At 70.5% G+C, this 18,067-nt stretch carries 25 protein-coding genes, 1 tRNA gene and 1 pseudogene; 10 read left to right on the top strand and 17 right to left on the bottom strand.

Going from position 1 to position 18,067, the window contains the following annotated elements:
• Positions 1 to 61: 61 nt before the first annotated feature.
• The 3 genes from VGO10_RS13885 to VGO10_RS13875 are packed head-to-tail and all read right to left on the bottom strand — an operon-like array spanning position 62 to position 1,880.
• Complete coding sequence (locus VGO10_RS13885; protein ID WP_327469281.1) at positions 62 to 823, bottom strand: cytochrome c biogenesis CcdA family protein; 762 nt, start codon at positions 821 to 823, stop codon at positions 62 to 64.
• A gap of 11 nt (positions 824 to 834) precedes the next feature.
• Positions 835 to 1,320, bottom strand: coding sequence for a cytochrome c-type biogenesis protein (locus VGO10_RS13880; protein ID WP_327469279.1), 486 nt, complete (start codon positions 1,318 to 1,320; stop codon positions 835 to 837).
• On the bottom strand, positions 1,317 to 1,880 hold the full coding sequence (locus VGO10_RS13875) for a TlpA disulfide reductase family protein (protein ID WP_327469277.1): 564 nt from the start codon (positions 1,878 to 1,880) through the stop codon (positions 1,317 to 1,319). Before VGO10_RS13875 ends, VGO10_RS13880 begins: the two co-directional genes overlap by 4 nt.
• A gap of 166 nt (positions 1,881 to 2,046) precedes the next feature.
• Here VGO10_RS13875 and VGO10_RS13870 point away from each other — a divergent pair.
• Positions 2,047 to 2,119 (top strand) — tRNA-Gly (locus VGO10_RS13870).
• A 9-nt stretch (positions 2,120 to 2,128) separates the two neighbouring features.
• Here the strand turns inward: VGO10_RS13870 and VGO10_RS13865 are convergent.
• A complete protein-coding gene (locus tag VGO10_RS13865) occupies positions 2,129 to 2,554 on the bottom strand; it encodes a hypothetical protein (protein ID WP_327469275.1) in 426 nt (141 codons plus the stop codon).
• A gap of 119 nt (positions 2,555 to 2,673) precedes the next feature.
• On the opposite strand from VGO10_RS13865, the gene VGO10_RS13860 reads away from it, so the two are divergent.
• The 4 genes from VGO10_RS13860 to VGO10_RS13845 are packed head-to-tail and all read left to right on the top strand — an operon-like array spanning position 2,674 to position 5,034.
• Positions 2,674 to 3,027 carry a metalloregulator ArsR/SmtB family transcription factor gene (locus VGO10_RS13860; RefSeq protein ID WP_327469273.1) on the top strand — a complete coding sequence of 118 codons (354 nt, stop codon included), beginning with the start codon at positions 2,674 to 2,676 and terminating at the stop codon, positions 3,025 to 3,027.
• Positions 3,015 to 3,719, top strand: a complete 705-nt coding sequence (locus VGO10_RS13855) for an aquaporin (RefSeq protein ID WP_327469271.1) — start codon at positions 3,015 to 3,017, stop codon at positions 3,717 to 3,719. Before VGO10_RS13860 ends, VGO10_RS13855 begins: the two co-directional genes overlap by 13 nt.
• Entirely contained in the window at positions 3,719 to 4,120 is a 402-nt protein-coding gene (locus VGO10_RS13850) for an arsenate reductase ArsC (RefSeq protein WP_327469270.1), read from the top strand. The genes VGO10_RS13855 and VGO10_RS13850 overlap by 1 nt, the downstream gene beginning before the upstream one ends.
• 8 nt (positions 4,121 to 4,128) lie before the next feature.
• Positions 4,129 to 5,034: a crotonase/enoyl-CoA hydratase family protein gene (locus tag VGO10_RS13845; protein ID WP_327469268.1), complete on the top strand. Its 906-nt coding sequence runs from the start codon at positions 4,129 to 4,131 to the stop codon at positions 5,032 to 5,034.
• A gap of 16 nt (positions 5,035 to 5,050) precedes the next feature.
• Here VGO10_RS13845 and VGO10_RS13840 read toward each other — a convergent pair whose 3' ends face one another.
• The 8 genes and pseudogenes from VGO10_RS13840 to VGO10_RS13805 all read right to left on the bottom strand — a co-directional run bounded on the left by VGO10_RS13840 (position 5,051) and on the right by VGO10_RS13805 (position 10,012).
• Complete coding sequence (locus VGO10_RS13840; RefSeq protein ID WP_327469266.1) at positions 5,051 to 5,218, bottom strand: hypothetical protein; 168 nt, start codon at positions 5,216 to 5,218, stop codon at positions 5,051 to 5,053.
• Positions 5,219 to 5,222: 4 nt separating this feature from the next.
• Positions 5,223 to 5,540 carry a hypothetical protein gene (locus VGO10_RS13835; protein WP_327469264.1) on the bottom strand — a complete coding sequence of 106 codons (318 nt, stop codon included), beginning with the start codon at positions 5,538 to 5,540 and terminating at the stop codon, positions 5,223 to 5,225.
• Positions 5,541 to 5,606: 66 nt separating this feature from the next.
• Positions 5,607 to 7,151 carry an acyl-CoA carboxylase subunit beta gene (locus VGO10_RS13830; protein ID WP_327469262.1) on the bottom strand — a complete coding sequence of 515 codons (1,545 nt, stop codon included), beginning with the start codon at positions 7,149 to 7,151 and terminating at the stop codon, positions 5,607 to 5,609.
• Positions 7,152 to 7,158: 7 nt separating this feature from the next.
• Positions 7,159 to 7,974, bottom strand: a complete 816-nt coding sequence (locus VGO10_RS13825; protein WP_327469260.1) for an amidohydrolase family protein — start codon at positions 7,972 to 7,974, stop codon at positions 7,159 to 7,161.
• The gene (locus VGO10_RS13820; RefSeq protein WP_327469258.1) at positions 7,974 to 8,303 is read right to left on the bottom strand and encodes a DUF3817 domain-containing protein; all 330 of its coding nucleotides are present in this window, start codon (positions 8,301 to 8,303) and stop codon (positions 7,974 to 7,976) included. Before VGO10_RS13820 ends, VGO10_RS13825 begins: the two co-directional genes overlap by 1 nt.
• Positions 8,304 to 8,380: 77 nt before the next feature.
• Positions 8,381 to 9,004 (bottom strand): hypothetical protein, encoded by a 624-nt coding sequence (locus VGO10_RS13815; RefSeq protein WP_327469256.1) that lies wholly within the window; start codon positions 9,002 to 9,004, stop codon positions 8,381 to 8,383.
• A gap of 192 nt (positions 9,005 to 9,196) precedes the next feature.
• Positions 9,197 to 9,292: pseudogene (locus VGO10_RS21845) on the bottom strand (hypothetical protein); the annotation flags it as partial.
• A 60-nt stretch (positions 9,293 to 9,352) separates the two neighbouring features.
• Entirely contained in the window at positions 9,353 to 10,012 is a 660-nt protein-coding gene (locus tag VGO10_RS13805) for a histidine phosphatase family protein (protein WP_327469252.1), read from the bottom strand.
• A gap of 114 nt (positions 10,013 to 10,126) precedes the next feature.
• Here VGO10_RS13805 and VGO10_RS13800 point away from each other — a divergent pair, with 114 nt between their 5' ends.
• Positions 10,127 to 11,356 carry a hypothetical protein gene (locus VGO10_RS13800; RefSeq protein ID WP_327469250.1) on the top strand — a complete coding sequence of 410 codons (1,230 nt, stop codon included), beginning with the start codon at positions 10,127 to 10,129 and terminating at the stop codon, positions 11,354 to 11,356.
• 18 nt (positions 11,357 to 11,374) lie between these two features.
• On the opposite strand, the gene VGO10_RS13795 is transcribed toward VGO10_RS13800, so the two are convergent.
• The gene (locus VGO10_RS13795; RefSeq protein WP_327469248.1) at positions 11,375 to 11,668 is read right to left on the bottom strand and encodes a hypothetical protein; all 294 of its coding nucleotides are present in this window, start codon (positions 11,666 to 11,668) and stop codon (positions 11,375 to 11,377) included.
• A gap of 166 nt (positions 11,669 to 11,834) precedes the next feature.
• Between VGO10_RS13795 and VGO10_RS13790 the strand changes: the two genes are divergently transcribed.
• From VGO10_RS13790 to secG, 4 genes are read left to right on the top strand one after another with little or no spacing between them, the layout of a single operon-like run.
• Positions 11,835 to 12,245, top strand: coding sequence for a cytochrome c maturation protein CcmE (locus VGO10_RS13790; protein ID WP_327469246.1), 411 nt, complete (start codon positions 11,835 to 11,837; stop codon positions 12,243 to 12,245).
• Between the two features lie 7 nt (positions 12,246 to 12,252).
• Positions 12,253 to 14,466: a heme lyase CcmF/NrfE family subunit gene (locus VGO10_RS13785; protein WP_327469244.1), complete on the top strand. Its 2,214-nt coding sequence runs from the start codon at positions 12,253 to 12,255 to the stop codon at positions 14,464 to 14,466.
• A gap of 23 nt (positions 14,467 to 14,489) precedes the next feature.
• Positions 14,490 to 14,783, top strand: coding sequence for a hypothetical protein (locus tag VGO10_RS13780; RefSeq protein WP_327469242.1), 294 nt, complete (start codon positions 14,490 to 14,492; stop codon positions 14,781 to 14,783).
• 13 nt (positions 14,784 to 14,796) lie between these two features.
• On the top strand, positions 14,797 to 15,030 hold the full coding sequence (secG, locus tag VGO10_RS13775; RefSeq protein ID WP_327469240.1) for a preprotein translocase subunit SecG: 234 nt from the start codon (positions 14,797 to 14,799) through the stop codon (positions 15,028 to 15,030).
• Positions 15,031 to 15,108: 78 nt separating this feature from the next.
• On the opposite strand, the gene VGO10_RS13770 is transcribed toward secG, so the two are convergent.
• From VGO10_RS13770 to VGO10_RS13755, 4 genes are read right to left on the bottom strand one after another with little or no spacing between them, the layout of a single operon-like run.
• Complete coding sequence (locus tag VGO10_RS13770; RefSeq protein ID WP_327469239.1) at positions 15,109 to 15,546, bottom strand: RDD family protein; 438 nt, start codon at positions 15,544 to 15,546, stop codon at positions 15,109 to 15,111.
• 53 nt (positions 15,547 to 15,599) lie between these two features.
• Positions 15,600 to 16,580, bottom strand: coding sequence for an iron-containing alcohol dehydrogenase (locus VGO10_RS13765; RefSeq protein WP_327469238.1), 981 nt, complete (start codon positions 16,578 to 16,580; stop codon positions 15,600 to 15,602).
• A gap of 10 nt (positions 16,581 to 16,590) precedes the next feature.
• A complete protein-coding gene (locus tag VGO10_RS13760; protein ID WP_327469237.1) occupies positions 16,591 to 17,379 on the bottom strand; it encodes an ABC transporter permease in 789 nt (262 codons plus the stop codon).
• Positions 17,380 to 17,431: 52 nt separating this feature from the next.
• Positions 17,432 to 18,061, bottom strand: a complete 630-nt coding sequence (locus tag VGO10_RS13755) for a phosphate ABC transporter ATP-binding protein (RefSeq protein WP_327469236.1) — start codon at positions 18,059 to 18,061, stop codon at positions 17,432 to 17,434.
• Positions 18,062 to 18,067 lie beyond the last annotated feature (6 nt).

Below are 18,067 nucleotides of genomic sequence, written 5' to 3'. Positions count from 1 at the left end.
TTCGCTGCGGGTTCTCGCCTGGCGGCTCGAACACCGCGTCCGCGCCGGGTGCTGGCGTGGGTTACAAGTTGTAGATGAAGTCCAGCCCGAGGTTGGACAGGCCGTGCTGGGCCTTGGCGTTGAGGACCGCCAGCTCGCCGGTGACGATGAGCAGGCCCATCACGATGAGGATCACGCCGGAGACGGCGGTGACCAACACGTAGCGGTCGCGCAGCCAGCGGAAGGCGGTGGTCGCACGGTCGAAGGCGACGGCGGTCAGGAGGAACGGGATCGCCAGACCCAGCGAGTAGAAGGCCAGCAGCAGGCCGCCCTTGCCGACGGTGTCGGAGGTCGACGCGGCGGCGAGGATGCTCGCCAGCGTCGGGCCGACGCACGGCGTCCAGGCGACCGCAAAGGCGAGCCCGGCGACGACCGGGCCGCCCGCGCCGGCGCGCGTGATCAGCGCTTCCGGGCGCCACTCCTGGTTGAAGCGCGGGACGAAGAGCGTGCAGACGAAGAAGACGCCGAGGACGACGATCAGCCAACCGGCGATCCGGTTCAGCGTGTCCTGGTGGTCGTGCAGCGTCGAGCCGATGCCCGTGGCCGACATGCCCAAGGCCACGAACATGATCGTGAAGGACAGGCAGAAGATGATCGCGGGGCCGAGGACCTTGCCGACCTTGCGCTCCTCGCCGCGCATCTCGTCGATCGTGACGCCGGAGATCGCGCTGAGGTAGCCGGGGACGAGCGGGAGCACGCAGGGGGAGATGAACGACACGAAGCCGACCGCGAAGGCGGCGAAGACGGTCGTGTCGACGTTGTTGGTCGTGGCGGCGGCGAGCATGTGGTCGAGGGTCAGACGTCGTAGCGGGCGAGATCTTCCGCCAAGCGCTGCGAGTCTGCGTCGGTTAGCGGCGGGCCGTCGGGCGCGATCGCGGTTCCGAGGCCGTCGCGGTTGCGACGCCAGCGGGGAAGGAGGACGGCCAGCCCGGCGAGCATCGCCAGGACGATCGCGATCGGGACGAGGTAGGCGGCGAGGCCGAAGCCCTTGCCCTTCGGGAGGGCGAGCACGCGGTCGCCGTAGGTGCTGACGAGCTCGGTCTTGATCTGGTCCTTGGTCAGGTCCTTGGCGACGAGCGAGCGGATGTAGGCGCGCTCGCGGTCGGCTTGGGGCGAGTCGGCGATCGTCAGCGGAACCCCGCAGGCGACGCACATGACCTCGTCCTCGATGTCGGTGAACGAGGCGCGGGTGGCGTCGGCGGCGAGGGCGGTGGTCGTGGTGGCGCCTGCTGCCGCGAGCGCGAGGAGCGCGAGCAGAAGCGCGAGTGCGGTGCGCGTCACGACAGTTCCGCCTTGGCGATCGCGCCGTCGAGGAACTTCTGGCTGATCTGACCGCGCGAGATTGCGACGATCCGACCCTTGCGGTCGATCACGAAGGTCTCGGGCAGCTTGTTGGTGCCGTACTTGTGGGCGAGGTCGGTGCTCACGTCGCGCATCGACGGGTAGGTGACGTGGTGCTCGCGCTCGAACTTCTTGGAGTCGTCGCCGACGTCCTCGTAGGTCGCGCCGAGCACCGTGCCGTTGCCGCTCGCGGTGAGTGCCGTCTGCGCCTTCTCCAGCACCGGCGCCTCGGCGATGCACGGCTCACACCACGACGCCCAGAAGTTCAGGACCACGACCTTGCCCCGGTAGTCGGCGATCGACGCCTCCCCGGCGCCGCTGAGCAGCGGCCGCTTCAGCGTCTGGCCCGGCGCCGCCGGCAGCTTGCCCTGCTTGACCGCATCATCGAGCGTCGTGTTCTCGCCACCATGCACCACGCCGTAGACGAGCAGCCCCACCAACGCCGCGGCAAGCAGGCCGACGACGATCGGGACAACAGGGCGACGGCGGCTGGCGGTCACGACTCGACAGGGTATTGCTGCGGCGCGTTGGGCCGACGTTAGGCTGCGCGGCCGCGGGTGGCCGTCCGCGCCCAACTTCCCCACTCTCGGTCGAGTTGACCGGCAATGTGCACGCTAACTCGACCAGCGCCGTCCGTGAGGCAGCCGCTAGACTGCCCGGACCTTCGCGGGTGTAGCTCAGTTGGTAGAGCGTTGGCTTCCCAAGCCAAAGGTCGCGGGTTCGACCCCCGTCGCCCGCTTCGGTCGCCTCAGAGCCCGAAGGCCGCCGTGAGGATCGCCTCGCGATGGTCGCGAAGACGGAGCTTGACGAGCGCGCCCAGGGATTGGGGCTTGATGTCCAGATCCGTGATCGGCAGCCCGGCGATGCGATCGACGAGCTGGACCTGCGTCTGCCACGACCAGGCGGCCCGCTCGGCCGGCTTTGGGGCCTCGATGACCTCCCAGATCTCAGTGATCTCGTGCGATCCGTTCCAGTACGGGGCGATCAGGTCACCGATCTCATACCGTGGCTTGCCGAACGGCACGCCGGCGAGTGTGAGCTGCGGCACGCCGCGCTCGTCGACGCTCATCGGCTCGAAGAACGTGCGTCGGTCTCCCTTTGCGGCGAGGTCGGTGGGGGAGTCGATCGGCTCGTGTGGGTGGTCTTCGCCGAAGGGCTTGAGCCAGATTGCCATGTGAAGCGATCATTGCAGACAGTTGTGTCTCTTACGGTGATCAGCGATCCGTTGCTCGCCGCACCAACACATAACCAAATGGCATGGTCATAACCAAGAGGTTGTGTATGGTGCACCCGGTGCACGCGACCCTGCCGGTCCTCAGTCCACGCGAGCGCCAATCGGGCGGCTGCTGCGTCCCGCCCGTCGAGCCCGACCTCGGTGTCGAGCAGGCCGCAGACCTGGCCGCGACCGTCAAGGCGCTGGCCGACCCGACGCGTCTGCGGATCGTCGACACGCTGCGCAAAGCAGCACCCGAAGCGGTCTGCCAGTGCGAGCTGCTGCCGTTGTTCGACATGTCGCAGCCGGCGCTGTCCAAGCACCTCAAGGTGCTCGTCGACGCGGGCGTGGTAGCGACCGAGCGTCGTGGGCTGTGGGCCTATTACTACCTCGTCGCCCACGCCACCGACGAGCTCGTCGCGTGGCTGAGTTGACGATTGGCCGGCCGGACCTCGCTCGCCGGGCGACGGCCGAGGCGATCGCCGCGTGCGCGCTGGTCTTCTGCGTCGGAGGCGCGGCGGCGGCGCAGGCCTCGCACCATGCGATCCTCGGTCTCCCGGCGCAGGCGGCGGTCTCAGGTCTGGCGATCATGGCGTTGGTCTACGCCACCGGCCACCTTTCCGGCGCGCACATCAACCCGGCGGTGACGATCGCGTTCACCGTCACCCGCCATTTTCCGCGCCGCGAGGCCGTCGCCTACATCGGCGCGCAACTGCTTGGGGCCGCGGCGGGCGGTGGCGTGCTGCTCGCCGCGTGGCCCGACGCGCCCGGCAACCTCGGGGCCAACGTCGCCGCGGTCGGCACGCCCACCGCGCTGCTGTACGAGGCGGTACTGACCGCGCTGCTGATGTTCATCATCATCGCCGTGGCGACCGACACGCGCGCCGTCGGCGCCGGTGCGGCGATTGCCATCGGCGGCACCGTCACCCTCGACATCCTCGTCGGCGGCGGGGTTTCGGGCGCGAGCATGAACCCCGCGCGCTCCTTCGGGCCCGCGCTCGCGTCGGGGACGTGGACGCACTTCTGGATCTACCTCGTCGGGCCCACCATCGGTGCGACCGTCGGAGCGCTCGCCTATCAGTTCATCCGCGCGCCGCAGACACCGCCCGGTGCCGCGCCCGCCTGATGTCCACCGTCTTGTTCGTTTGCCTGCACAATGCCGGGCGCTCGCAGATGAGCAGCGCGCTGTTCGAGCGGGCCGCGCAAGGCCGCCACACCGCCCTCTCGGCCGGCAGCGTCGCCGACCCCGACGGCCGGGTCCACGACGAGGTCGTCGCCGTGATGGCAGAGATCGGCATCGACCTGTCGGGCCGTCGTCCCGTGCGGCTGACCCGCGAGCTCGCCGAGCAGGCCGACGTCGTCGTGACGATGGGCTGCGGGGACGCCTGCCCGTACATCTCGGGCAAGCGCTACGTCGACTGGAACCTGCCCGACCCGAAGGGCCAGTCGCTGGACGAGGTGCGCGCGACGCGCGAGGAGATCACCCGGCGCGTCACCGGGTTGCTGGACACGCTGGCGCCCGGTTAGATGGCGCCATGTCCGCCGCCCCCGAGTTCGAGACGATCCTCTACGCCGTCTCCGACGCCGTCGCCACCATCACGCTCAACCGGCCTGAGCGGTTGAACACGATCGTGCCACCGATGCCCGACGAGGTCGAGGCGGCGGTGGGCCAGGCGGTGCGCGACGCCGAGGTCAAGGTGATTGTCATCCGCGGCGCCGGCCGTGCGTTCTGCGCGGGCTATGACTTTGGCGGCGGCTTCGAGCACTGGGGCGAGGCGATGATGACCGAGGGCCGCTGGGATCCTGGCAAGGACTTCGCGATGGCCACCGCGCGGGAGATCGCGCCCACGCAGAAGTTCATGGCCATCTGGCGGTCGCCGAAGCCGGTCATCGCGCAGGTGCACGGGTACTGCGTCGGCGGCGGGAGCGACTTCGCCCTCTGCGCGGATCTCGTGATCGCCAGCGAGGACGCGGTCATCGGAACGCCCTACAGCCGGATGTGGGGCGCGTACCTGTCGGGCATGTGGATCTACCGGCTCGGCCTCGCCCGGACCAAGTTCCACGCCTTGACCGGCCGGCCGCTGAACGGTCGCCAGGCGGCCGACGTCGAGCTGATCAACGAGGCCGTGCCGTTCGCCGAGCTCGAAGGTCGCGTGGCCGCGCTGGCGGCGGAGCTCGCCACCATCCCAAGCTCGCAGCTGGCCGCGATGAAGTTGGTGGTCAACCACGCCTACGAGAACATGGGGTTGGCCTCGACCCAGACGCTCGGCCCGATCCTCGACGGGCTGATGCGCAACACGCCCGACGCGCTGGACTTCATCGAGACCGCGAAGGCCGAGGGCGTCTCCGCCGTCGTCGCCCGCCGCGACGGTCCGTTCGGCGACTACAGCCAGGCGCCGCCGGAGCTGCGGCCGGACCCGGCGAACGTCATCGTTCCGTAGCCCCAGCCGCGCGGCGCTACTCGCCGCCCGCACCGCGCGAGCCGGCCAACGTCCAGGCCAGTCCGACGACGACCAGCAACACCCCGAAGACCAGCCCGGCGGCCTGGCTCGCGCCCAGCGCCGCGAAGATCAGCGGGATCGCGATCACCGCGCCGATGATGATCAGGGTCGTGCGGCTGGGCACGCGCTCAGGCGTCGCCGGCCGGCGCCGGTGAGATGTAGCGGCGCGGCGCCTGTGCCTGCGCGCGGCCGCGCTCGGCCTCACGGCGCATGCCGTGCAATCCCATGCCGTCACGGTCGCTGGTGGCCGGCGCGTCGGCCTCCGGCTCCCAGCCGTGTTCGGCGAGCCAGGCCAGGATCGCCACCGAGTTGCCGCCTTCGGCCATGATCGCGGCGCGCTCGATGACGCGCCCGCCGGAGCGGTGCTTGCGCGAGAGTCGCGCGACCAGCGTGCTGATGTCCTCGTCCGCGACGGCGCCAGCTGCGCCATCCTTGACTTCGTCCATCGGTGTGCACTCCTTCGTGCCGGGTGCAGCGTTGGTGAAGGTGTACCGTACCGCGCCGGGCCGCGATCAGCACGTCGGCCACGTCGCGAGCGGACGGCGGGCGCCGTCGGCGACGGGGCGCCCGGCGAGGCGCGTGAGCGCCCGGGCCAGCGTGGCGCGGGTGTCGGCGGGGTCGATGATCTCGTCGACCTTCATCAGCCCGGCTGCGCCGTAGGGGTCGATGTCGGCGCGCATCGCGTCGGCCATCGCGTCGCGCGCGGCATCGTCGCCGCCGGCCACCACGTTGGCCGCGACCAGCGGATCCATGAACGAGATCTCGGCCGTCGGCCAGGCGTAGACGAGGTCGACGCCGCTGTCGTTGCCGCCGAGGCTGAAGTAGGCCAACCCATAGGCCTTGCGCAAGATGGTGGTGATCTTCGGCGCCTCGGAGAGCGCGAGCGCGGTCTGCAACCGGATCGCGTGCTTGAGCATGCCGTCGTGCTCGACCTGCTTGCCGACGAAGAAGCCGGGCACGTCCTGGAAGAAGAGGACGGGCAGGTCGAAGGCGTCGCAGAGGCAGAGCAGCTTGACCGCCTTCTCACACGCCGCGGGATCCAGCGCGCCGGCGAAGAACTTCGGCTGGCTGGCCACGATGCCGACGGCGTGGCCGTCGAGGCGACCCAGGCCGCAGACCAGCCCGCGCCCGAAGCCGGCGCCGAGCTCCAGCAAGGAGTCGGGGTCGAGCACGCGCGCCAGGACCTTGTGCACGTCGTAGGCGCGCGAGCGGCGGCGGGGAACGATCTCGGCCAGCTCGGGGTCGGGCGGGATGGGGAGGCGAGGCGCCTCGCCCGGGTCGTCGCCCGCGCGCGCCGCGCGCTGCTTGGCGTTGGCCGGCAGCAGCGCGAGCGCGCGGCGGATCAAGTTGTAGGCCTCGTCGTAGTCCTCGGCGATGAGGTCGATCTGGCCGGTCTTGCGCGCGTGGACGTCGACGCCGCCGAGCTCGTCGTTGGTCAGATCCTCGCCGGTGGCGATCTTGGCGACCAGCGGCGAGGTGACCGCCAGGCAGGTGCCGCGGACCTGAATCACGAGATCCGACGCGGCGCTGACGAACGACGAGCCGCCGAACGAGTCGCCGCTGATCACGGTGATGAACGGGATGCGCCGGGCGCGGCGGAAGAGCTCGACGTCGACGGCGACCTGGGCGAAGCCGGCCGAGCCGAGCGAGTCCGGGATGCGTGCGCCGCCCGTGGCGCCGAAGTAGACGATCGGATGGCCGCTGCGCTCGGCGTGCGCGAAGAGGCGGCCGAGGCGGCGCGAGCCCATTGGCGACGAGGAGCCGCGCTTGACGGTGATGTCGTCGCCGGCGACCGTGACGGGGCGCCCGTCGATCGTGCCGTGCCCGCCGATCTTGCCGTCGCCCGGCGTCTCGTCGTGGTCTTCAGGGCGCAGCGAGCGCACGAAGGTGCCGACCTCGTCGAACGAGCCGTCGTCCAGCAGCGCGGCGATGTGCTCGCGGATCGTTCGCTCGCCGCGCGCGTGCAGGCGCTCGACGCGCGCCGCACCGCCCAGCTCGTCGCGGATCCGGTCGCGCCGGGCGCGGAAGTCGGCGACGGCGTCGGGCTCTTCGCTCATCGCTGGATCACAGCAGCCCGAAGACCCGCCGCGCGTTGCCCTCCAGGTAGAGGTCGCGCATCTCGTCGTCGAGGCCGAGCTCATCCAGGCCGGCGAGCGCGTGCTCGGGGAAGATCATGGGGAAGTTGGAGCCGAACAGCACCTTATGGCGCCCGCTGCCCGACTTCATGTAGGTGATGATCTCGGGCGGCAGCCGCTTGGTCGTGTAGGCGGAGGTGTCGATGACGACGTTCTCGTGCTTGCGCGCGACGGCGATCATCTCCTCGGTCCACGGGTAGCCGAGGTGGCCGCAGACGATCGTCAGCTCGGGGAAGTCGATCGCGACCTGGTCGATGTAGGGGATCGGCCGCCCGGTCTCCGACGGGCGCAGCGGCCCGGTGTGGCCGACCTGCGTGCAGAACGGCACGCCCAGCTCGACGCACGTGGCATAGAGCGGATAGAAGCGCCGATCGGTCGGCGGCGTCTCCCAAAGCCAGGGCAGCATCCGCAGGCCCTTGAACCCCAGGTCGGTGACGCAATGGCGCAGCGCGCGCACGCCCTCCATCGGGTTGCGCAGGTTCACGGACGCGAGGCCGTGGAGGCGGCCGGGCGCTTCGGCGACCCAGCCGGCGACCTCCTCGTTGGAGATCAGCTCGCCCTCGGGGCCATACCAGGCCGACAGCATCGCCTCAGTGATCCCGCCAGCGTCCATCGCCGCGAGCGTGGCGGTCAGGGGAAGCTGTTCGGTGGGCGGCTCCTCGCCGGTCCAGCGACGCAGGGACGCGAACATGTCCTGCTCGATGAAGCGCGGCGTCGGATGCTGGATCCAGGCGTCGATGGCCATCAGGTGCGCTCTGCCTCGCCGAGCCCGCGCCGCAGGACGAGGTCGCCGATGATCGAGCCGATCGGGCCACCGGTGACGATCACCAACGCGGGAAACCACCAGCCCCACAGCTTCTGGAGCGCACCGTTGCCGGTGAGCAGCAGCAGCGCAAGGAAGCCGAGGCCGTGGATCGGGCCGAGGATGTGGACCGCGGTGTCGCTGCGGTTGATGAAGGCGAAGTAGACGAGCACCACCAGCAGCAGACCGTCGGCGAGGCCGACGGCAAGGGTGATGTTCAGTTGGCGGCGCAGATCGGGCGGGGCGGGGGCGGTGGTGGGCACGGATGACATTCCACCATGCCTGTCTCGGAGGCGGGCGATCAGCGGGTCGATTTAGTCGCTCGCACCTAGACGTTGCATCTCAACGTCTAGGTGCGATTGGCCTCACCGAGCACCCTGCGCATGTGCGCGGCGATCGCGGCCGGCCGGTCGACGACCTGTCGCCACGTCAGCGAGATCACGCGCCAGCCGGCGGCCTCGAGCTCTAGGCGCCGCTCGTGGTCGCTCTCGAACGCCTCGCGGGAGCGGTGGACCCAGAAGCCATTGGTCTCGACGGCGAGCCGTCGCTTCGGCCAGCGGAAGTCGAGCTCGCGCCCGTTGTCGTAGTGGTTGACCTGGGGGCGCGGGAGCCCGTGGTCGAGGCAGAGCTGAAGGAAGAGCGCTTCGAGATCGCTGCGGGTCATCGAGGTCGTGCCGTGGTCGTGGAGATCGGCCAACAACGTCTTGAGTGCCGGCGAGCCGGGGCGGCGCGGATGAGCCGCGAGCACGCGCAGGACGGCGGTGTGGTCATAGATCTCTAGTTGCTCGGCGCGCTCGACGGCTCGCCGGAGCTGGTGAGCCGGGACGACGGCGGCGAGGTCGAGGAGCGTTCGGGCGGGCGTGGTCAGCGGCAGACTTTCGTCCTCGCTGATCTCCCACGGATGCAGATCGGTGGCGTTGTGGACACGCAGGTCGCGCTTGGGTCTGATCCCGCGGCGAGACAGCACGGACATCTCCACGAACGTCCCGCTCCACGGCCGCAATCCCCACTGCCGCGCCGCACTTCGATGGCTGAGGACGGCGTCATCGCCGACTGCGAGCACCGCGGCAAGGACATGTCCTTGCCGCCGCAGCTCCGCGTGCCCAAAGGCATAGACGCCGCGGCGCACGACGATCAGCCTCCCGCTCCGCATCCAATGATCGATCCCGCCCGCGCTCAGTCCGATCGCCAGCAGCTGTCGCCGCGCGATCACCCCGTGTTGCCGAGCGACCAGCTCGCGGATCGCATCTAGACGTTGCATCTCAACGTCTAGGTGCGAGCGACTCGAAACTCGCCCCCTGTGGAGCGGTCGGCGGCTCGCCTACAAGTGCGAGGTGTCGTTGAAGCTGCGCAGGAGCCAGCGGCCGTCGGCGAAGACGACGAGGCGCGTGATCGAGGTGTTCTCGGCGTGGATGAACGACAGCCGTGGTGCCCCCGTCGCCTGCCGAGCGAGCTCACCGATGACGCCGCCGTGCACGAAGGCGGCGGCGACACGGCCGGGGCCGGTCAGCTCGACGACGCGCTCCAGGCCGCGGCGCGTGCGCGCTGCGAACTCCTCCATCGGCTCGGCGCCCGGGATGACGTCCCAGCGCTGCTCCTCGAAGATCGTCCGGACCAGCGGATCCCCGTGGGCGGTGCGGATCCGCAACTCGCCCCCTTCCCAGTCACCGAGCCGGACCTCCGAGAGCTCCGAGATCACGGTCGGCTCCAGGCCCGTCGCGGCGACCAGCGACGCCGCGGTCTGCGCCGTCCGCTGCAGCGAGGTGACGAAGAGCGCGTCCGGCGGGTCGGCGGCCAAGCGTGCGCCGACCAGCGCAGCCTGCTGCTCACCGATCGGCGAAAGGGCTGGATCGGAGTGCCCGTCGATCATCTCGAACGGCTCGCCGGGAACGGCGTCCTGCGACGCCCCGTGGCGCACCAGCAGCACCTCGGTCGCGGTGTCAGGAAGGGCCCAGGCCCGTTGCGGATAGCGCTCGCTCACGCCCGCACCATCGCAAATCACTCGTGAGGCCGCATACGCCGGTCACCGACGATGCCCCGGACCTGGACCTTCGGGTCGTTGCTCAGCCGATATTAAGCGCTGTACGTTCGTGCGATGCTCCGCACTCCGGTGTCCTGCGCGGTTCTGCTCGCGCTCGTCGTTCTCGCCCTGGTGGCACCGGCCGCGACATGGGCGGACACCCCGTCAGCGGCAACGGCCGACACCCTGGGCGTCACCGCGATCACGGGGACGACCGCCACCTTCCAGGCGACGCTCAACCCGCACGGCCTCCCGACGATCGCACACATCGAGTACGGCATCACCGAGGACCTGTTGCAGTCGACGCCCGACGTCGCCGTCGGCTCCGGTGCCACCGCGATCCCCTTCACCGTGCCGGTGACCGCGCTGGTGGCCGGCCGGCATTACTTCGCCGCTGTCTACGTCTCTAACTCGGCGGGCGGCGAGTACGGCGACATGGTGGAGTTCGACACGCCGCGCGTCCCTCGCCTCGGCCCAGCGGCGGAGACCGACATCACGCAGTTCTCGGCCACACTGCACGTCAGGGTCTTGGGCTACGGCGTTCCGGTCACGCTGACGGCGTCGACCGTCTCCTTGGGTGGCGTCGTCCTTCCGAGCGGCCCGCTGACCGTTACGGCCGACGGCGACGCCGCACTGCCGGTGGCCGGCTTACAGCCGAGCACGGCGTACCGCTGGAGCGTGACCGGAACGAGCGCCGGTGGCGCCGATGTCACGCGCGGCACGTTCCGGACGCTCCCGTTGGTCGCGATGCCGCGGCCGGCCATCTCGGCCAACTCGGTCGCGTACGGCAGCCGGGTGACCGTGACGGGCACGATCCCCCTCGCGCCGGGCCTGGCGGTCGCGTTGCAGCAGCAACCGTTCCCGTTCGTCGCGCCGTTCGCGGCGGTTCCGGGCGCAGCGGGGGCCACCGACGCCCAGGGCGCCTACACCTTCACCGTCCAGGCACTCGGGAGCGCGAAGTATGGGGTGTCGGCCGTGGGCTACCAGGCGCCCGGCCCGGCCAACACCGTGCAGGTGCGGGTCTTCGCATCGGTCGCCGCACATGCCAAGCGCGCTCGCCGGCATCGCTTTGTGGTGTCGGGCCGTTACTGGCCGGACGTGCCGTCCAAGGCCTCGCTCTACCGTCTGCGCCACGGCCGCGTGGGCTTCTCGGTCACCCCGGCGTCGTCGGGCGGCAACAGCCGGACGTTCCGGTTCGGGGCGCGCAAGCTCAAGCCCGGGAGCTATGAGATTCGCCTGACGATGGCCAGGAGCACCGGCGTCGACAGCACGCGCAGTGCCAGCTTCAGGATCCCTCGCCGCTGACGGTCGAGCGTTCCGCGGCTACCAGGCCTGGCCCGTCCCGCAGTGCGGGCAGCAGACCGAGGTCGAGACCGGCGCCTGGAACTGAAATCCGCAGGAGCAGCCGTAGAGCGCGGTGTCCTCCGGGGTGACCGAGGCGCGATGGCGCCGTTCGGCCAGATGCTCGTCGACCGGCTCGGGCGCTGCCGGCTGCTCGGGCGCCGCCGCGGGGGCGGGCGGCGCGGTCTCCACCTCGTTGACCGGTCGCCCGAAGATGTGCGGGCGACGCTCGCTGCGTGCTCGGCGTTCGGTGGGGGCGAGGGGGCGGACGCGCATGGTGATGGTCTGCACCTCCAGAGACACCGGTGGCGCCCGGAGGTTTCGCTCTTGGTCATCGTCGGACCAACTTGGCGCTTGAGCACCACTGGACGCCTGCCCTAACCACGGTTGGGCGGGTCGGGGTGGCGCGGTGAAGCCGCCGAGGCTGCGATACTGCGTCGCGATGGACCCTGCACGCAAGCGCCGCGTACGACTGGTCGTGGCGTTGAGCGCCGCCGTCGTCCTTGCGGCCGCGCTCGTCTACACCAGCTTCAGCGCCTCGAGCGAGGCGCGCTCACCGTCCCAGCTTCTTGCGAGCTCCGATCTCGGCCGCAGCTACCAGCTGACCGGCAAGGTCGTCGACAACTCGATCATCAAGCACGGGACGACCTACGAGTTCCGCGTCCGCGATCGCAACGGCACCGCTTCGGTGCCTATCCGTTACACGGGCTCGGTCGCCGACACGTTCCGCGCCGGCCGCGAGGTCATCGTGACCGTGAAGCGCCAGGGCACCACGTTCGTGGGCGAGAAGGACTCGCTCGTGACCAAGTGCCCGTCGAAGTTCCAAGAGCAGTCCAAGACGCAGAAGACCTGAGCCTTCGATGGCGGATCTCGGCCGTGGTCTGACGTTCCTGGCGTTTGCCGTCGCGGTCTACGGCATCGTCGCCGCGCTGTATGGCGGCATCACCGGGCGCCGTGAGTGGGTCACCAGCGCCCGCCGCGCGGTCTACACGCTGGCGGGGCTGACGACCGGCGCGTTCGTCGTCCTGGAGCTCGCGTTCCTGCGCAACGACTTCTCGTTCAGCGTCGTCCAGTCGCACTCCTCGATCACGACGCCGATCTTCTACAAGGCGGCCGCCGCGTGGTCCTCGCAGGAGGGCTCGCTGCTGCTGTGGCTGTGGCTGCTCTCGATGTGGTCGAGCCTCGTCGTCTTCCTGACGCGCCACCGGATGCGCGACGTGCAGCCCTACGCGATCGCGACGCTGCTCGGCTTCGCGACGTTCTTCGGCGGGCTGCTCGTCTTCGCGGTCTCGCCGTTCGACACGCTGCCGATCGCGCCGCAGGACGGCACGGGCCTCAACCCGCTGCTGCGCCATCCGTCGATGATGATCCACCCGCCGATGCTCTACAGCGGCTACACGCTGTGGGCGGTGCCGTTCGCCTTCGCGGTCGGCGCGCTGGTGACGCGGCGGATCGACGCGGAGTGGATCGGCGCCACGCGCCGCTTCGCGCTCGGCGCCTGGTTCTTCCTCGGCATCGGCATCCTGCTCGGCGCCCGCTGGTCCTACGCCGAGCTGGGCTGGGGCGGCTACTGGGCCTGGGACCCGGTCGAGAACGCGTCGCTGCTGCCGTGGCTGACCGGCACCGCGTTCCTGCATTCGATCATGGTGCAGGAGAAGCGCGGGATGCTGAAGACGTGGAACGCGTCGCTGATCCTCGCGACCGGCACGCTGGCGATCCTCGGCACGTTCCTGGTGCGCTCGGGGATCCTGGACTCGATCCACGCTTTCGGCGCCTCGACGCTCGGGATCCCGTTCGTGGTGCTGATCGGCGTGATGATCGCCGGCTCTGTGGCGCTGGTCGTGTCGCGGCGCGACGTGCTGCGCTCCGAGCACAAGCTCGACTCGCTGCTGTCGCGCGAGGCGATGTTCCTGGCCAACAACCTCGTGTTGGTCGGCATGGCGTTCGTCGTCTTCTGGGGCACCTTCTTCCCGCTGATCTCCGAGGCGCTGACCGGCAACAAGCAGTCGCTGGGACCGCCGTGGTATGACAAGTACGTCGTCCCGCTGGCGCTTGCGCTCGTGCTGCTGTCGGGCATCGGCCCGGTCATCGCGTGGCGCCGCGCGACGCCGAAGAACGCGCGGCGCAACTTCGTGTGGCCGATCGTCAGCGGCGTGGTCACGGTGATCGTCCTGATCCCGTTCGGCGTGGCCGGCCGGCCGCTGGCGCTGGCGATGTTCGCCTTCGCGGCCTTCGCGATCGGCACGATCGCGCAGGAGTTCGTCCGCGGCGTCCGTGCTCGCAAGGCGATGACGGGCGAGCCTGCGCCGCTGGCCTTCCTGACGCTGATCCGTCGCAACCGGCGGCGGTACGGGGGCTACACCATCCACTTCGGAATGGCGGTGCTGTTCATCGGCGTTGCGGCGTCGTCGGCCTTCCAGCATGTCCACACGGTGGAGCTCCGCAAGGGCCAGACGACCGAGCTGGGTCGCGGCTACACCGCGCGCTACGACGGGCCGACGTCGCGCATCGACGTCGCGTCCGACGGGGTCGAGCGGCTCGTCTTCGGGGCGAAGCTGACGATCATCAAGGACAAGAAGCGCGTCGCGCTCCTCAAGCCCGAGCGCGGCTACTACCCGATCGAGGGCGCGCCGTTTGCGGGCGCTGTCGGCCGATACTTCGACGGCGAGTCGACCAGCGAGATCGCGATGAAGGCCGGCCTCGGCCTCGACATCTGGAGCGCTGTCACGCCGGACCTCGACCCGACGATGGCGATCGTCAAGAAGGGCGACGCGGTCTTCAAGCAGGCGTCGGGCAAGATGAGCGCGCAGGACTACTCGACCGCGCTGGGCACGACGATCCGGACGCTCACCGACAACTACGCCAAGAGCGCGCCGCCGGCGACCTTCCGGTTGATCGTCTCGCCGATGGTGACCTGGATCTGGCTCGGCGCGCTGTTCGTCTTCCTCGGTGGCCTGATCTGCATCTGGCCGACGGCCGACCTCGCGCATCGCCGCGCGACGGCCGGCTACGCCGCCCGGGTCGCGCGGGAAATCGGTCCCGCCCGCCCCGGCACCCGCCCGGAGCGCGCGTAGCCGCGCGCCGGCCGCCGAGCCTGATGGACGTGCTGGCGGTGGTGGGGGTGTTGGTGGCGGCGAGCGCGGCCGGATGGGTCGTGGCCGGGCCGCTGCGCGGCGGCCGGGCCGAGGCTGACGACGCGGTCCACCAAGGGCAGCTGGAGGATCTCGAGGCGGCCAAGGAGGCCCGCTACCGCGAGATCCGCGAGGCCGAGATGGACTACCGCACCGGCAAGCTGTCAGAAGAGGACTACAAGGCGATCGACCGCCAGCTGCGCGCTGAGGCCGTCGAGCTGCTGCGGCGCTTAGATGCGCTCGGCGCCTCCGGCGACTAGCATTGGACGGGTCATGCTCGAAACGATCCTCTCCGTCGTGCAGGTCGCCATCTGCATCGTCCTGATCTTCCTGGTGCTCATGCACTCCGGGAAGGACGCGGGGTTGTCGGGCGCGTTCGGCGTCGGCTCGGGTCAGGGTTCGCTGGGCGGCGGGTCGCTCGTAGAGCGCAACCTGAACCGTTGGACGATCTTCTTCGCGGTGCTGTTCGCCGTGAACACGATCATCTTGTTGCGGGTCGCCAAGTAGGACACCGGTCCAAAGGACCGGAAGAAGGTCGTCGGCGCGACCGCGGTTGATCAGCTAGCGCGCTACCGCTGGTCGCCGCTACTGCGGGACGACGACCGAGTTGGCGATCTTGTCGTGCCAGGTCTGCTTCTGCGGATCCCAGATCATCCAGAAGTAGCCCAGGAAGATCGGGATCGTCGAGAGGATCCGGCCGATGTAGCGCAGGAAGCCGCGCGTGTAGCCGATGGGGCCGCCGGCGATTGAGCGTACGCGGATGCCGCAGGCCGACTTGCCGATCGTCTGGCCGCGGTCGCTGCCTTCGCAGTAGGTGTAGTAGGCGATGCCGACCAGCAGCGCCAGCCCGTAGCCGGCGCCGTGGAGGCCCACTTGGAGCGGCACGGTGATGATCGAGATCAGGATGCCGTCGATCAGCGAGGCGCCGAAGCGGATCCAGAAGCCTGCGCGGGTGGAGGTGGTGGTGGTGGTGCTCGTGGGCGGGGCGCCGGCAGACGGTGGCGCGAAGCTCTGGTCGGTCATGGGCGGCAGCCTACCCATGAGTGGTTCACTTCAATGCACCGCTTACAGAAGATTCACCACGCCTCGGCGTAGAGCGCGCGGAGCTCGTCACGATCCGCGGCCGGTGGCGTGAAGGCGAGGTCTTGGCGCTGGGTGGCGGCGTCAGCGCAGGCGTCGAGGCGGTCCTCAGGGACGCCCAGGCGGCGGATGCCGTCGGCGCCGGCGCGGCGGGCCAGGCGGCGAGCCAATTCGCCGAGCGTGCCGTCGGGGTCCACGCGGCCGGGGTTGCGGCGCTCCAGGGCGGCGATAGCGGCGGGCAGGATCGCGGCGTTGGCCTGGCCGTGTCCGGCGCCGCCGACGCGGACCAGCGTCTGGCTGAGGACGTGGCTGAGGCCATACCGCGCCGCGTCGATCCCGTAACCGCTGAGCAGCGCGGCGTGTGCGAGCTGCTCGCGGCCGACGTAGGAGGGGTCTTCGCCCTCGACGAGCCAGGCGACGTCGATGAGGCGGATCGCCTCGCGCGCGGCCAGCGTCGGGACCGTCGAGGCGTAGATGGTCACCGGCGCCTCGACCGCGTGGGCCAGTGCGTTGGCCGAGGACGCGGCGAGCTCGGAGACGGGCTGCGAGGCCGACAGGTCGGGGTCATTGATGACGATCGCCGGGCGGACGTTGCGCGCGGTCTCCTCGTGGCCTGCCGGCTTGCGGTGGATCCTCGTCATCTCCGCGGCGCTGAGCGTCGTCGGGATCGCGGCGGCGCGGACGCCGTCGCGCGTGCCGGCCAGCGCCTTGGCGACGTCGACGACGCGGCCGCCGCCGAGCGCGACGATCAGCGTCGCGTTGCCGATCGCGCCGTGGAGATCGGCGGCGAGCTCGTCGACCAGGCCTGGGCCGACGTGGTGGACGGCCTGCGCGCGCGCCACGACGTCGGGCGTCGCGGTCTCGGCGCGCTCGGTGGTGAGCAAGATGTAGTCGTCGCCCAGGAGCTCCGGTGCGTCGGCGATCGTGCCGCGGCCGAAGCGGATCGTCCGCTCGCCGTCCTCCCACGTGAAGTTCATGGTGTCGACCTTAGCCCTCGTCCTCGGCGCTGCGGGCAAGCGGGACCAGTCGATGGTCGGCGGTGAACAGCCGCCGCGTGCCGAGCAGCGCGATCACGCTGGCCGTCGTCGTGACGGATCCGAGGATCACATACAACAACGCGAGCTGCACGCGGACGGCGTCGAGCGGGTCGACGCCGGCCAGGATCAGGCCGGTCATCGCGCCCGGCAGCACGACGATGCCGAGCGCCTTCAGCCGCTCGACGTCGGGTGCGATCCCGGTGCGCAGCACCTGCCGGACGGTGGGGCGGACGGCGTGCTGCCATGGCAGACCGAGCGCCAGCCTTGCCTCGAGGTCGGCGCGGCGCTCGGCGATCGCCTCGACCAGGCGCCGGATCGTCAGGACGCCGGCGGCCAGCGAGTTGCCGAGGACCATGCCGGCGACCGGCACGACGGTCCGGCCACTCACGGGGAAGATCCCGAGGGCAAACAGCAGGCCGAGGCCGGCGACGGCGCTGGCGGCCATCGCGACGAATGCCACGCCGAGGACGCCCGGCAGCATCGGCGCGCGCCGGCTGACGGTCACGGCCGCGAAGACCACCATCCCGGCGACCCACAAGAACGACCAGCCGATCCAGGTGCCTCGGTCGACGATCAGCCCGAGCGCCGCCCCGACGAGCAGCATCTGCGTCAGCGAGCGCCCGACCGCGATCGCCAGGTCGCGCTCCAGCCGCAGCTTCTGGCGCCAGGAGAGCAGCGCGACGGCGGCGATCATGATCAGGGAGGCGGCAAGACCCCACCAACTCACATCGCCGCTCACGGGACGAGCCTCCCGCCGCGCCGAGCGGCGTTGCGGTCGCTCACATCGCCGCTCATGGCGTGAGCCTCCCCTCGTCCAGCACGACCACGCGGTCGCCCAGCCGCGTCGCCTGCTCGCGGTCGTGGGTGACCAGGACGATCGGGACGCCCTCATCGGCCAGCGTCCGCGCAAGGCGCTCGATCACCAGCGCCGCCTCGTGGTCGAGCGCCGACGTCGGTTCGTCCATCAACAGCACGCGCGGGCGCGTCCCGAGCGCGCGCGCCAGGCATGCGCGCTGGGCCTCGCCGCCCGACAGCGTGCCGGCCTCGCGCGTCAGAAAAGACGCAGGAAGCCCGGCGTGCTCGAGCAGCAGCTCGGGCGGGTCGAGCGGCTGGGCGACCGCGAGGTTGTCGGCGATGGTCCCGGGGAAGAGGACCGGCGCCTGGAAGACCATCCCGACCTCGCGCCGGTGGGCGAGCACGTCGCGCGCGGCGAGGTCGTCGCCGCGGTAGCGCACGGTCCCGGCGTCGGGTGCCTCCAGCCGGTTGAGCAGCCGCAGCAGCGTCGACTTCCCCGAGCCCGATGGCCCCTGGAGCACCGTGATGCCGCCGTCGTGCAGGGCGAGCGAGACGCCGGTCAGCCGCGGGCGCTCGGCGCCCGCGACGGTCACATCCTCCAGCGCGAAGAGCGGCGGGGCGGCCACGGCCCG

This window comes from Baekduia sp., from assembly GCF_035996765.1.
In the GTDB taxonomy this organism is placed as follows: Bacteria; Actinomycetota; Thermoleophilia; order Solirubrobacterales; family Solirubrobacteraceae; genus Baekduia.
Note: the sequence above shows the minus strand (reverse complement) of the source record. Positions and strands in the feature narration are given on the sequence as shown.